The following is a 12,332-nucleotide window of genomic DNA, read 5'->3' on the forward strand; positions in this document are numbered from 1 at the left end:
CCGGAGACCTCGTCGCCGGTAAGACCGAGGGCGGGGAACGCGCGGGTCCGGGCTCAGTGCGGCGCCCGTTCCTCCAGGGCCGCGCGCCAGGCCGGGGACGGTCCCGCCGGCGCGGGTTCCGCCCGCCGGCCGCCCCGGGCGAAGAAGTCGGCCAGCGGCAGGATCGCGGCGCCGACCGTGACCGCGTCGGGGCCGAGGCGGCCGAGGTCCACGGTGACGTGCTGGGCCGGGTAGCGCAGGGCGTACGAGGAGGCGTACCGGCGGACGGCGGGCAGGAAGCGGGAGCCGAGCTGGAGTCCGGCCCAGCCGCCGATGAGGATGCGTTCGGGCTGGAAGAGGTTGATCAGGTCGGAGAGGCCCGCGCCCAGGTACTCCGCGGTCTCCTCCAGGACGGCGAGCGCGATGAGGTCGGGCTCGGTGCCCTCGGGCGGGTAGGCGGCGGCGAGCATCGCGGTGAGCGCCGTCTCCTCGTCGGTTCCCTCCGGGGGATGCCCGCCCTCCTCGCGCCAGCGGTCGAGGAGCGCCTCGGCTCCCGCGTACGCCTCGAGGCAGCCGAGGGCGCCGCAGCGGCAGCGGCGGCCCCGGACCCGGACGGTCAGGTGCCCCCATTCGACGGACCGGCCGTGTTCGACGTCCTCGGTGACGAGCGAGGCGCCGACGCCGGAGCCGAAGAGCACGACCACCGCGTTGCGGGCGCCGCGTCCGGCGCCGAACCACATCTCGGCCTGGCCGAGGGTGCGGGCGCCGTTGTCCGCGAAGTACGGGACGGTGTCGGGGAGTTCACAGGCGGAACGGAGCAGGGACTCCAGCGGGACGGCGTCCCAGCCGATGGTCTGGCCGTGCACGACCGCGCCGCGCTCGGGGGTGCGGGCGACGATGCCGGGCACTCCTATGCCGACGCCCAGGAGCTGTCCGGGGGCGATGTCCGCCTCGGCGAGGACCTCGGCGATGCCGTCGCGGATATGGCCGACGATGACGTCGACGTCGTACTCCCGGCGCCGGAGCGGCCGGTCGGTCTCGTACCCCTGGCGCTCCAACGGCCTTTCCGCACGCGCGAGTTCGGTGAGGGTCAGGTCGAACAGCTCGATGCGCACGCGGGTTTCGCCGACGTCGACGCCGATCATGTGGCCGCTGCCGGGCACGACACGCAGCAGGGTGCGGGGGCGGCCGCCGTCGGAGTCGACGCTTCCGGCCTCCTCGACGAGGCCGTCGGCGACGAGTTCGGCGACCACGTTGCTGATGGATCCGGAACTCAGCCCGGTCGCGGGACCGAGTTCGTAGCGGCTCATCGGCCCGTCGAAATACAACCGTTGTAGTACGGCGGTTCGGTTGCCCCGCCGCAGGTCACGCACTGTCCGACCGTTCCGCCCCGCCATGTGATGTCCCTTCCGACCTGCCCGACCTGCAAGATACCCCTGCGCGATCCCTTGACGCGACTTTCTTCCGGGTCTTAACTCACGTCCTAAATTAAGCCATGAGGGCCGTTCGGGAAGTGAACGCGGACGCCGTCATCGCTCCCTCCGGGAAAGGGACATAAGCAGCCATGCGCAGAATCCGAGCCGCGGCCGCCGGTGCGGTCACCATCACCCTGCTGACCGCCGCGACCGCCTGTGGCGGCGGCTCGTCGAGCGGCGGGTCCAACGCCTCGCCGAAGACGCTCACGTACTGGGCGTCCAACCAGGGCGCCAGCATCGAGATCGACAAGCAGGTCCTCACCCCCGAGCTCGCCAAGTTCGAGAAGCAGACCGGCATCAAGGTGAAGCTGGAGGTCGTTCCCTGGACCGACCTGCTGAACCGGATCCTCACCGCCACGACCTCGGGTCAGGGCCCCGACGTCCTCAACATAGGCAACAGCTGGAGCGCGTCGCTCCAGGCCACCGGCGCGCTGCTGCCCTGGGACGCGAAGAACTTCGCCAAGATCGGCGGCAAGGACCGCTTCGTCGCGTCGGTGCTCGGCTCCACCGGCGCCGAGGGCAAGGACCCCGCCGCGGTACCGCTGTACTCGATGTCGTACGCGCTCTACTACAACAAGAAGATGTTCGCCGACGCCGGGATCGCCAACCCGCCGGCCACCTGGGACGAGCTGGTCGCCGACGGCAAGAAGCTCTCGAAGGGCGGCAAGTGGGGGCTCGGCGCGGAGGGCTCCAACCCCTCGGAGAACATCCACCACGCCTTCGTCTTCGCCAAGCAGCACGGCGCGGACTTCTTCACCGCGGACGGCCGGGCCGACTTCACCAACGACGGGGTCGTCGCCGCGGTCAAGCAGTACGTCGACCTGATGGCGAAGGACAAAATCATCGCTCCGGGCAACGCGGAGTACGCCCAGAACCAGTCGGTGAGCGACTTCGCCAAGGGCAAGAACGCGATGCTCCTGTGGCAGTCCGCGGCCGCCAACCTCAAGTCGCAGGGCATGGCCGACGACGCGTACGGCATCGCACCGGTGCCCGTGCAGTCCGGCACCCCGGGCTCGGGCGCGAACGTCAACTCGATGGTCGCGGGCATCAACGTCGCGGTGTTCAAGAACTCCAAGAACCTCGACGGCGCCACGAAGTTCGTGAAGTTCCTGACCAGTGACGCCGAACAGAAGATCCTCAACCAGGCCTACACCACGATCCCGCCGATCAGCTCCGCCCAGACGGACACCGCGTTCGACTCCCCCTCGAACACGGTCATCAAGGACACCCTGGCCAAGAGCGCCGCCTCGCTTCCGCAGGTCGCCGACGAGTCGCAGTTCGAGACCGCGGTCGGTACCGCGATCAAGGGCCTGTTCGCCGACGCGGCCGGCGGCCGCGCGGTGACCACCGCGTCCGTGAAGGCCGCGCTGGAGAAGGCCCAGCAGCAGATGCCGAAGAAGTGAGTGCGGACACCGTCATGACCACCACGACCGCCGCTTCCGCCGAACCCGGCGAGCGGACGGTGCGCAAGAGCTCCCCCGGTGCGGCGCGCGGCCCGCGCCGCACCGGGCGGATCAAGCGCATCGGACTCCCCTACCTGCTGCTCCTGCCCGCCCTGGTGCTCGAACTCCTGGTGCACCTGGTGCCGATGGCGATCGGCATCGTGATGAGCTTCAAGGAGCTCACGCAGTTCTACATCCGCGACTGGGGCACCGCGCCCTGGGCCGGCTTCGACAACTACTCGGTCTCGGTGCACTTCGACGAGCCCGTCGGCAAGGCGCTGCTGCACTCCTTCCTCGTCACCATCGCCTTCACCCTGCTCTCCGTCGGCCTGTGCTGGCTGATCGGCACCGCAGCCGCCGTCTTCATGCAGGACAACTTCGTCGGGCGCGGTGTGCTGAGGGCCCTGTTCCTGGTGCCGTACGCGCTGCCCGTCTACGCGGCCGTGATCACCTGGGTGTTCATGTTCCAGCACGACAACGGCCTGGTGAACCACGTCCTGCACGACCAGCTGCACCTCACCGACAAGCCGTCGTTCTGGCTGATCGGCGACAACAGCTTCTACGCGCTGCTCACCGTGTCCGTGTGGAAGGGCTGGCCGTTCGCCTTCCTGATCGTCATGGCCGGCCTCCAGAACATCCCGGGAGAGCTGTACGAGGCCGCCGCCCTGGACGGCGCCGGCCTGTGGCAGCAACTGCGCCGCATCACCCTGCCGTCGCTGCGCCCGGTCAACCAGGTGCTGGTGCTGGTCCTGTTCCTGTGGACGTTCAACGACTTCAACACGCCGTTCGTCCTGTTCGGCAGGACGGCCCCGGACTCGGCGGACCTGATCTCGGTCCACATCTACCAGGCGTCCTTCGTCACCTGGAACTTCGGCACCGGCTCGGCGATGTCCGTCCTGCTGCTGCTCTTCCTGCTCGTGGTGACCGGCGTCTACCTCCTGCTGACCTCCCGGGGAAGGAAGACGGCCGATGTCTAGCACCTCCACCACGCCCCGCTCCCCCATGGCCCCGCCGCGGTCCTTCCTGTGGTCCCGGCGGATCTTCCTCGCCCTGCTCACCGGCTTCGTCCTGGTGCCCGTCTACGTCATGGTCTCCAGCTCGCTGAAGCCGCTCGCGGACGTCTCGGGGAAGTTCCGCTGGATCCCGAGCGGTCTGACCCTGCGGCCCTACGTCGACATCTGGTCGACCGTGCCGCTGGCCAAGTACTTCGTGAACTCGCTGATCGTGGCGGGGGCGGCCACGGCCTGCTCGGTCGCGATCGCGATCTTCTCCGCCTACGCCGTCAGCCGCTACGACTTCCGCGGCAAGCGCGTCTTCACGGTCACCGTGCTGTCCACGCAGATGTTCCCCGGCATCCTCTTCCTGCTGCCGCTGTTCCTCATGTACGTCAACATCGGCAACGCCACCGGGATCGCGCTGTTCGGGTCGCGCGGCGGTCTGATCCTCACCTATCTGACCTTCTCGCTGCCGTTCTCGATCTGGATGCTGATCGGGTACTTCGACTCGGTGCCCCGCGATCTCGACGAGGCGGCGCTGGTGGACGGCTGCGGGCCGCTCGGAGCCCTGTTCCGTGTCGTCGTCCCGGCGGCCGTCCCCGGCATCGTCGCGGTCGCCGTCTACGCCTTCATGACCGCCTGGGGAGAGGTGCTGTTCGCGTCCGTGATGACCAACGACGCGACGCGCACTCTCGCCGTCGGTCTCCAGGGCTACTCCACGCTCAACGACGTGTACTGGAACCAGATCATGGCCGCCTCGCTGGTCGTCAGCGTCCCCGTGGTGGCCGGCTTCCTGCTGCTCCAGCGCTATCTCGTCGCCGGCCTCACGGCGGGAGCCGTCAAGTGACCGGCCCCGCCGAGAACCCCGACCCCATTGATGACGAAGGGACTTCAGTGACCATCGACCTTGCCGCCCTCCCCGAGGACTTCCTGTGGGGCACGGCCACGTCGGCCTACCAGATCGAGGGCGCCGTCGCCGAGGACGGCCGCTCCCCCTCCATCTGGGACACCTACTCGCACACTCCCGGCAAGATCGACAACGGTGACGACGGGGACGTCGCCTGCGATCACTACCACCGCTGGCGCGAGGACATCGAGCTCATGCGCCGGCTCGGCACCAACGCCTACCGGCTGTCCGTCGCCTGGCCCCGGGTGATGCCGGACGGCGACGGCCCGGTCAACGCCAAGGGGCTCGACCACTACGACGCGCTGATCGACGGTCTGCTGGAGGCGGGCATCACGCCCTCGGTCACCCTCTACCACTGGGACCTGCCGCAGGCGCTCCAGGACCGCGGCGGCTGGCCCGCCCGCGACACCGCGCACCACCTCGCCGCCTACGCGTCGGCCGTGGCGGAGCGGCTCGGCGACCGCGTCCAGCACTGGACCACCCTCAACGAGCCGCTGTGCTCGGCCTGGATCGGCCACCTGGAGGGCCGGATGGCCCCCGGCCTGACCGACCTCACGGCCGCCGTCCGGGCCTCGTACCACCTTCTGCTCGGCCACGGACTCGCCACGCAGGCGATCCGGGCGGCCGTGCCCGGCGCGCGGATCGGCATCGTCAACAACCTGGGCAGCATCGAGGCCGCGACCGACCGCCCGGAGGACATCGCGGCGGCGAAGCGGCTGGACGGGCACACCAATCGCTGGTGGCTCGACCCGGTGCACGGCCGCGGCTTCCCGGCCGACATGGTCGAGGTCTACGGGGTCGAACTCCCCGCGGTCGCGGGCGACCTGGAGACGATGGCCCAGCCGCTGGACTGGCTGGGGCTGAACTACTACTTCCCGTCCAGCGTCGTCGACGACCCGAGCGGCCCGGCCCCCCACGCCCGGTCGGTCCGCCGGCCGGACGTCCCGGTCACCGGCATGGACTGGGAGGTCGAGGCCGCGGGGATCGAGCGGCTGCTGCTGCGCCTCACGGACGAGTACGGCGCCCGGAAGCTGTACGTCACGGAGAACGGCTCCGCCTACCCGGACGTCGTACGCCCCGACGGCAGCGTCCACGACCCCGAGCGGGTCGCCTATCTCGAACAGCACCTGGCGGCCTGCGCCTCGGCGGCCCGCAAGGGCGCTCCGCTGGCCGGTTACTTCGCCTGGTCGCTGCTCGACAACTTCGAGTGGGCGTACGGCTACGACAAGCGGTTCGGTCTCGTGCACGTCGACTACAAGACGCAGGTACGGACGATCAAGAGCAGCGGTCACCGGTACGCGGAGATCCTCCGGGGGCACCGCGAGGGCGCGAGCAAGGCGGCCTGAGACCGCGCCGGGGCACCCGGGACCCGGTACCGCGACGGGCACCGTCCACTCTGTCGCAACGTCAGAAACCTTTGTCGGCCGGGGTGTTCGCACCCCGGCCGATCTCGTCGAGGGCGGCCGTCAGCTGCGGGGCGACCACCTCGCGCACCCAGGCGATCCGTTCGCCGCCGGACGCGCGGGGGACGGTCTCGACGAGCATGATCAGGTAGAGGTAACTGCGGTACAGGGCCAGGCGCAGCCGGGTCACGCCGTCGAACTCGGCCACCCCGCCGCCCTCTCGGTAGCCCGTCAGGAAGTCGGCGTCCCGGCGGATGTCCCCGAGCAGGGCCAGCGAGACGAAGTCGGCGAGCGGGTCTCCCCAGAACATGCGCTCGCCGTCGATCAGACCGCCGATGCGCGGTCCTGACTCCGCGCGCTCGACCAGGATGTTCCCCCTCCACAGGTCGAAGTGGACGAGCCGGGGGACGGTGACCTCCTCCAGGGCGCCGAAGGCGCCCCGCGCGATCCGGGCCACCTCGTCCACGGGGCGTGGCAGCCAGGCGCGGTAGCGGCGGGCGTCGTCCAGGAGCGCCTCGTACATCCCGGTGAAGGCGGTGCGCCAGTCGGGGGCGAGCGGGCCGAGCGCGCCGGAGGGGTAGCCGAAACCCGGTCCCGTCACCCGGTGCAGCCGGGCCACGAACTGCCCCAACTCCCGCCGGAGGGGCCCACGTTCACTCTCGGGGAGGTCCGCCCAGGGTTCGCCCGGGCAGTGTGTCATCAGCAGGTGGCCGTCGCGGCGGTCTCCCACCGGCGAGGGCGCCGGTATGCCGACGGTGGCGGCCCGGCGGTAGAACTCCGCCTCGGAGAGCAGGAGTTGCCGCTCGTACGCCAGGGCGGGGACGGTGGGGGGAGGCGGGACCTTCAGTACGTAGCGGCGGCCGTCGGCGAGCGTCAGTTCCTCGACGGCGTTGTACGTGCCCCCGGTCAGGATCCGGCGGCCGACCAGACTCGCGGGCGGCAGCCCGGCCTCGCGAAGGGCCCGCCCGGCCCGCTCCCACCCGTCCGCTCCGGCTTTCGCGTCCCCCTCGTCCATGAGGCCACTGTGCCAGGTGACCCCACGCGTCCGCAGCCCTCGCGCGACGGCATCCGCGGGCCCCAGGAAATCCGCTGACTCCCCACCCTGGAGCTCGGCACCTTCTACTAAAACCCAGGACCCCTAGATTTGGTCGTCGGCTTCCTGGCGAAGCTGCGCGACCGAACCACGGGCGGCCGCTCCGGCACCCGGAACTCGCCATCCGCCGCTCCCACGCCGGGGCCCGTCCGCCGCTCCGGCACCGGGGCCCGTCCGTCGCTCCCCCGGCCGCGCCCTCCGTCGCTCCGGCACCGGCGCTCGCCGGCCTCGCTTCCCGTGCCGGGGGTGTCAGGCCCCGGCGGGCGTCCAGTGCGGGTCGCGGCCCAGGAAGGCGAGCAGCGCCTCAGCCCGGCCGGCGCCCTGCGGGACCTCGCGGGCGGCGGCGAACACGCCGAAGGAGTCGCGCAGGTGGTCGGCTAGCCGGTCCGCGGCGAGCCGGATGCCGTCGGCCAGGTCGTCGTCGAGGGGGGACGCCTGGCCGGTCGCCACGGCGATGTCCCAGGCGTGCACGGCCGCGTCCATCGCGGCCGCGGCGGCCGCGACGCGCAGCGGCAGGGGTCCGAGCGGCGTGGCCACCTCCTCCGCGTCCGCGGGCAGCCCCGCGTAGATGTCGGCGACCTGGGCGAGGACCTTGTCCAGCTCCGCCGTCGCGTCGGCCCCCGGGGCGCCGTCCGGGTGGAAGGCGTCCGACTCGGGCCACCCGGTGCCGGTCACCGCCGCGCCGTACGCCTGCTGGTCGAGCCGGGCATGGTTGAGCACCTGGGCCACCGTCCACTCGCCGCACGGCGTCCGCGCCGTCCAGGCGTCCTGCGGCACACCCGCGACCACCGCGCGGAGCCGGTCGTGGGACAGCGTGAGAAGTCCGATGCCCTCGGTGTTGCTCGTCGCGCTCATTCCGGTGCCTCCTGATGCGGTAAGACCCTGTCGATGCCTTCAATCTAGGACCCCTTGCGGACAGGAAGAGTCCGCAATCGGCACGTTCGGTACCCGTGTTAAACGGGAAGGCCACAAGGATGCACGAGGCACGTGGTGAGTGGACGGCATCCGTCGCGAGGATCGTGGAGCGGCGCCGGGAGCCGGTGGTCGTCCAGACACTTCGCTCGACGGCCGCCGCGACGATCGCGTACGTGGTGGCCATCCATCTCAGTCCCGAGCCGGCGCCGCTGACCGCGCCCCTGACCGCGCTGCTGGTCGTGCAGGTCACCCTGTACTCGACGATCACCACCGCGATCCGGCGGGTGAACTCGGTGGTGGTGGGCGTCGTCATCGCCATCGGCTTCAGCAGTCTGGTGGGCCTGACCTGGTGGAGTCTGGGTCTGATCATCCTCGCCTCGCTGGCGGTGGGGCATCTGGTCCGGGTCAGCGAGTTCGTGCCCGAGGTGGCGATCAGCGCCATGCTGGTCCTCGGTGTCACCCGGGTGGGCAGCACCGCGTGGGCCCGGGTGCTGGAGACACTGATCGGCGCGGTCGTGGGCCTCGTCTGCAACCTCGTGCTCGCGCCGCCTGTGTGGGTCGACATGGCCGGCGAGCAGATCGAGGACCTGGCCCGCCGGATGCGGCAGCTGATGCTGCGGGTCGGCGAGGGCGCCGTCACGCACACGCCGGTCCATGTGGCGGCCGAGCGGCTGCACGAGGCCCGCCGGCTCGACAACGACATCGCCGGGGTGGACGCGGCCCTGCGGCAGGCCGAGGACAGCCTGAAGCTCAACCCGCGGGTGCGCGAGGGGCTGATGCACCGGGTCGTGCTGCGGACCGGCCTGGACACGCTGGAGATCTGCACGGTGGTCCTGCGGGTTCTCGCGCGCAGCCTCACCGACCTGGCCAAGGAACGGGAACCCAGCCCTCTGTTCGAACCCCGGTCCGGGGCGGTCCTCCAGGAGCTGCTGTCCGAGGTCGCCGACGCGATCGTCAGCTTCGCGGTGCTGGTGACCACGGACGTCACCCGCGACGCGGTGTCCGCCGAGGAGCGGCTCAGCGCGGAGCTCACCACCGCGGCCGCCACCCGCGACAAACTGGCCCAGCTGTTCCTGGAGGACGTCCAGCGCGACCCGAGCCAGTGGGAGCTGCACGGATCCGTCCTGGCGGAGACCACCCGCATCATCGACGAGCTCGACACCGAGCACCGTACGCGCAGGCTGTTCGAGGAGCTGGACCGCTGTGCCCGTGAGCAGCGGGAGCGCCGGCCGCGCCTCACCCGGCTGCGCAACCGGCTGCGCCGGCCCCGCCGGAACCGGAACCGCTGAGCCGCCTCCCGTCGCTCCCCGTGACGGGCCGGCGGTTCCCGGCGTTGCGTGAGGCGCAACGCGCAGTGCCGTTCTTGCCCTTCCGGGGTGCCGCACGCCAAGGTGGCCGTCACACCCGAGGCAACCGACACTCCGAGGTGCAGGCATGAGCAGTGGTGCACGGCCGACGCGCGGCACGGGCGGCGGCCTGAGCAGACGCCGCTTCGTCGGCGCGCTGGCGGGGGCCGCCGCGATCGCGACGGTCCCGGCACCGGCCGCGCCCCGGCCGGGCGGACCCGCCGTCGCGGCCCCGCTCCCGAAGGCGCCCCCGGCCGGCCCCTCGGCGTCCGCGTCGGCGCCTTCGTCCCCGGCTCCGCGCTCCGCTCCGCGTCCGCTGTTCCTGGGCACGTACACCTCGGGCGACGGCTCCGGCGGAGGGATCGGTGTCGCCACGTACGACACGGCGACCGGCGCGATCACCGGCGGTGGCGTGGTGACGGGCGTGGACAATCCGTCGTTCCTCGCGGTGCACCCGGACGGCCGGACGCTGTACGCGGTCGACGAGCAGGCCCCGGGCGCCGTGACCGCCGTCCGGCTCCCGGGGAACGAGGTGCTCGGCAGCCGGTCCACCGGGGGGTCGGGTCCCTGCCATCTGTCCGTGCATCCGGGCGGCCGCTGGCTGCTGAGCGCGAACTACGGCTCGGGGAGCGTCGCGGTGCACCCCCTCGACGCGTCCGGCGCGCCCGGCGAGCGCACCGATCTGGTGACGCACACCTCCCCCGCTCCGGGTCCGGGCCAACAGGGCCCGCACGCCCACCAGTTCGTCACGGCTCCGGACGGCGGGCATCTGCTCGCCGTCGACCTGGGGACCGACACGGTGTACACCTACCGTCTGGACGAGACCCGGGGGACGCTCACCGAGGTCTCCCGTGCGCGGACGAGGCCGGGCGCGGGCCCGCGTCACCTCACGTTCCACCCCGGCGGCCGGTACGCGTACCTGGCCAACGAGGTGGACGACTCGGTGACGGTCTGCGGCTACGACCCGGCGACCGGGCGCCTCACCGTGGGCGAGCCGCAGTCCACGGGCACGGGAGGCGGTACGAACTATCCGGCCGAGATCCTGGTGACGTCGGACGGCTCGTTCGCGTTTCTCGCCAACCGGGGCCACAACAGCCTGACGCGGTACGCGATCGAGGCGGACGGCGCCCGGCTGCGGCTCCTGGACACGGTCCCGGCCGGCGGCGACTTCCCCCGCCACATCGCGTTCTCGCCCGACGAACAGCTGCTGTTCGCGGCGAACCAGCGGTCGAGCACGGTCACGGTCTTCGAGGTCGACCGGGACAGCGGTGAACTCCGTCGCACGGGCGACCCGTTCGCCTCACCCCTCGCGGTCTGTGCGCTGCCGCTTTGACATCCTCCCGGCCCTAAAGGGCCAGGATTCCTCCTACGGTCGACTGACCGTCTCGGTGGGTTGCTGCTTCATCGCGCGGTGCCGGGACGGATCTCGGGCTTACCTGCGCTCCACGGCCGTTTACGGTCTCCGCCTGCCCGGCGGCGACCTTGCGCCCTTCGGTCTTGATATTGATCGCGGCGTTCACGTCGCGGTCGGTCCCGCAGCCCTGGCACGTCCACTCGCGGACGTTCAGGGGCTTGGGGCCGTCCTTGAAGCCGCAGGCCGAGCAGAGCCGGGAGGACGGGAAGAACCGGTCCACGCGGGCTAAGACCCGCCCGTACCGTGCCGTCTTGTACTCCAGCATGCTCACGAACGCCGACCATCCGGCGTCGTGCACCGACTTGGCCAGCCGCGTGCGGGCGAGACCCTTCACCGCGAGGTCCTCGACGTACACCGCTTGGTTCTCGCGGACGATCGTCGTGGACAGCTTGTGGTGGAAGTCCCTGCGCGCGTTCGCCGCGTGCGCGTGAGCGCGGGCGACCTTGACGACGGCTTTCTTGCGGTTGTTCGAGCCCTTCGTTTTGCGGGCGAGGTTCTGCTGCGCCTTCCTCAACTTGCGCTCGGCACGACGGAAGAACTTGGGCGCGCTCACTTTCCGGCCGTCGGAGAGGACCGCGAAGTGGGTGAGACCGAGGTCGATGCCCACCTCGTCGGCGGTCGTCGGCATGCGCTCCAGGTCGGCGGCCGGGTCGGTCTCCACTACAAAGCTCGCGAAGTACCGGCCCGCCGCGTCCTTGGCCACGGTCACCGTGGACGGCGTGGAGGGCAGAGCCCGGGACCATGTGACCGGAATATCGCCGATCTTGGTCCCGCGCAGACGGCCACCAGGTGTGATCTTCCAGCTGGCGTTCGCGGTGAAGCGGATCGTCTGCCGGTTGTCGCGCCTGGACTTGAAGCGGGGTGCGCCCACCCGAGGGCGCTTGCCGTTGAGGCCGTCGAAGAAATTCTTGTACGCGGTATCCAGGTCCCGAAGGGACTGCTGGAGGACCACCGACGACACCTCGCCGAGCCAGGCCCGGGGCTCGGTCCTCTTCGACGCGGTGAGCCGCTTGGACAGTTCGGCCGAGGTCACGAACGGCAGTCCGCCCTTGCGGGCATCCTCGCGGATGCGCAGAGCGTCGTTGTACACCACCCGCACACAGCCGAACGCCCGGGCCAGCGCGCTGCGCTGACCCGGCGTCGGACTGATGCGAAAGTTGTACCGGAGCTGCATGACCGCACCCTACCGAGGGTCTGAGTCACCGCGGTGGGAACCGGACCGCAACATCTGCCGCGGTCGAACAGTCCTCTACAACCCCGGTGAACTCCCTCAAGGGAATCAGCCCCCGACGTCTGCGCGCCGAGTACACGGGCGGGTGAACCGCGCCATCATGCACGGCTGTTGCTGGTCGCCCCCATGCTT

At 71.0% G+C, this 12,332-nt stretch carries 10 protein-coding genes; 6 read left to right on the forward strand and 4 right to left on the reverse strand.

The genetic code is table 11. The features are described 5' to 3' along the window. Positions 1-53: 53 nt before the first annotated feature. On the reverse strand, positions 54-1,376 hold the full coding sequence (locus tag ACZ4AA_RS33105) for an ROK family transcriptional regulator (protein WP_467610957.1): 1,323 nt from the start codon (positions 1,374-1,376) through the stop codon (positions 54-56). Positions 1,377-1,543: 167 nt separating this feature from the next. Between ACZ4AA_RS33105 and ACZ4AA_RS33110 the strand changes: the two genes are divergently transcribed. Genes ACZ4AA_RS33110 through ACZ4AA_RS33125 form a run of 4 tightly spaced genes read left to right on the forward strand, consistent with a single transcriptional unit; the run spans position 1,544 to position 6,144 of the window. After that, positions 1,544-2,857: an ABC transporter substrate-binding protein gene (locus ACZ4AA_RS33110; RefSeq protein ID WP_467610959.1), complete on the forward strand. Its 1,314-nt coding sequence runs from the start codon at positions 1,544-1,546 to the stop codon at positions 2,855-2,857. 14 nt (positions 2,858-2,871) lie between these two features. Beyond that, on the forward strand, positions 2,872-3,873 hold the full coding sequence (locus ACZ4AA_RS33115) for a carbohydrate ABC transporter permease (protein ID WP_467610961.1): 1,002 nt from the start codon (positions 2,872-2,874) through the stop codon (positions 3,871-3,873). Then, the gene (locus ACZ4AA_RS33120) at positions 3,866-4,738 is read left to right on the forward strand and encodes a carbohydrate ABC transporter permease (protein ID WP_467610963.1); all 873 of its coding nucleotides are present in this window, start codon (positions 3,866-3,868) and stop codon (positions 4,736-4,738) included. The genes ACZ4AA_RS33115 and ACZ4AA_RS33120 overlap by 8 nt, the downstream gene beginning before the upstream one ends. 47 nt (positions 4,739-4,785) lie before the next feature. After that, on the forward strand, positions 4,786-6,144 hold the full coding sequence (locus ACZ4AA_RS33125; protein ID WP_467610965.1) for a GH1 family beta-glucosidase: 1,359 nt from the start codon (positions 4,786-4,788) through the stop codon (positions 6,142-6,144). 61 nt (positions 6,145-6,205) lie between these two features. Here ACZ4AA_RS33125 and ACZ4AA_RS33130 read toward each other — a convergent pair whose 3' ends face one another. Both ACZ4AA_RS33130 and ACZ4AA_RS33135 read right to left on the reverse strand, forming a co-directional pair. Continuing rightward, a complete protein-coding gene (locus ACZ4AA_RS33130) occupies positions 6,206-7,216 on the reverse strand; it encodes a phosphotransferase family protein (RefSeq protein WP_467610967.1) in 1,011 nt (336 codons plus the stop codon). 327 nt (positions 7,217-7,543) lie between these two features. After that, positions 7,544-8,149, reverse strand: coding sequence for a TIGR03086 family metal-binding protein (locus ACZ4AA_RS33135; RefSeq protein WP_467610969.1), 606 nt, complete (start codon positions 8,147-8,149; stop codon positions 7,544-7,546). Between the two features lie 119 nt (positions 8,150-8,268). Between ACZ4AA_RS33135 and ACZ4AA_RS33140 the strand changes: the two genes are divergently transcribed. Then, positions 8,269-9,498, forward strand: a complete 1,230-nt coding sequence (locus ACZ4AA_RS33140; protein WP_467610971.1) for an FUSC family protein — start codon at positions 8,269-8,271, stop codon at positions 9,496-9,498. A 145-nt stretch (positions 9,499-9,643) separates the two neighbouring features. After that, on the forward strand, positions 9,644-10,888 hold the full coding sequence (locus ACZ4AA_RS33145; RefSeq protein WP_467610973.1) for a lactonase family protein: 1,245 nt from the start codon (positions 9,644-9,646) through the stop codon (positions 10,886-10,888). Between the two features lie 13 nt (positions 10,889-10,901). Here the strand turns inward: ACZ4AA_RS33145 and ACZ4AA_RS33150 are convergent, their stop codons facing one another. Beyond that, positions 10,902-12,143, reverse strand: a complete 1,242-nt coding sequence (locus ACZ4AA_RS33150) for an RNA-guided endonuclease InsQ/TnpB family protein (protein ID WP_467610975.1) — start codon at positions 12,141-12,143, stop codon at positions 10,902-10,904. Positions 12,144-12,332: the final 189 nt, after the last annotated feature.

The sequence above is a fragment of the Streptomyces sp. NPDC024698 genome, assembly GCF_055559015.1.

What these genes read in the sequence shown, in the direction of transcription:
- ACZ4AA_RS33105 (WP_467610957.1), bottom strand. Translation starts at nt 1,376, where the DNA reads ATGGCGGGGCGGAACGGTCGGACAGTGCGTGACCTGCGGCGGGGCAAC.
- ACZ4AA_RS33110 (WP_467610959.1), top strand. Translation starts at nt 1,544, where the DNA reads ATGCGCAGAATCCGAGCCGCGGCCGCCGGTGCGGTCACCATCACCCTG.
- ACZ4AA_RS33115 (WP_467610961.1), top strand. Translation starts at nt 2,872, where the DNA reads ATGACCACCACGACCGCCGCTTCCGCCGAACCCGGCGAGCGGACGGTG.
- ACZ4AA_RS33120 (WP_467610963.1), top strand. Translation starts at nt 3,866, where the DNA reads ATGTCTAGCACCTCCACCACGCCCCGCTCCCCCATGGCCCCGCCGCGG.
- ACZ4AA_RS33130 (WP_467610967.1), bottom strand. Translation starts at nt 7,216, where the DNA reads ATGGACGAGGGGGACGCGAAAGCCGGAGCGGACGGGTGGGAGCGGGCC.
- ACZ4AA_RS33135 (WP_467610969.1), bottom strand. Translation starts at nt 8,149, where the DNA reads ATGAGCGCGACGAGCAACACCGAGGGCATCGGACTTCTCACGCTGTCC.
- ACZ4AA_RS33140 (WP_467610971.1), top strand. Translation starts at nt 8,269, where the DNA reads ATGCACGAGGCACGTGGTGAGTGGACGGCATCCGTCGCGAGGATCGTG.
- ACZ4AA_RS33145 (WP_467610973.1), top strand. Translation starts at nt 9,644, where the DNA reads ATGAGCAGTGGTGCACGGCCGACGCGCGGCACGGGCGGCGGCCTGAGC.
- ACZ4AA_RS33150 (WP_467610975.1), bottom strand. Translation starts at nt 12,143, where the DNA reads ATGCAGCTCCGGTACAACTTTCGCATCAGTCCGACGCCGGGTCAGCGC.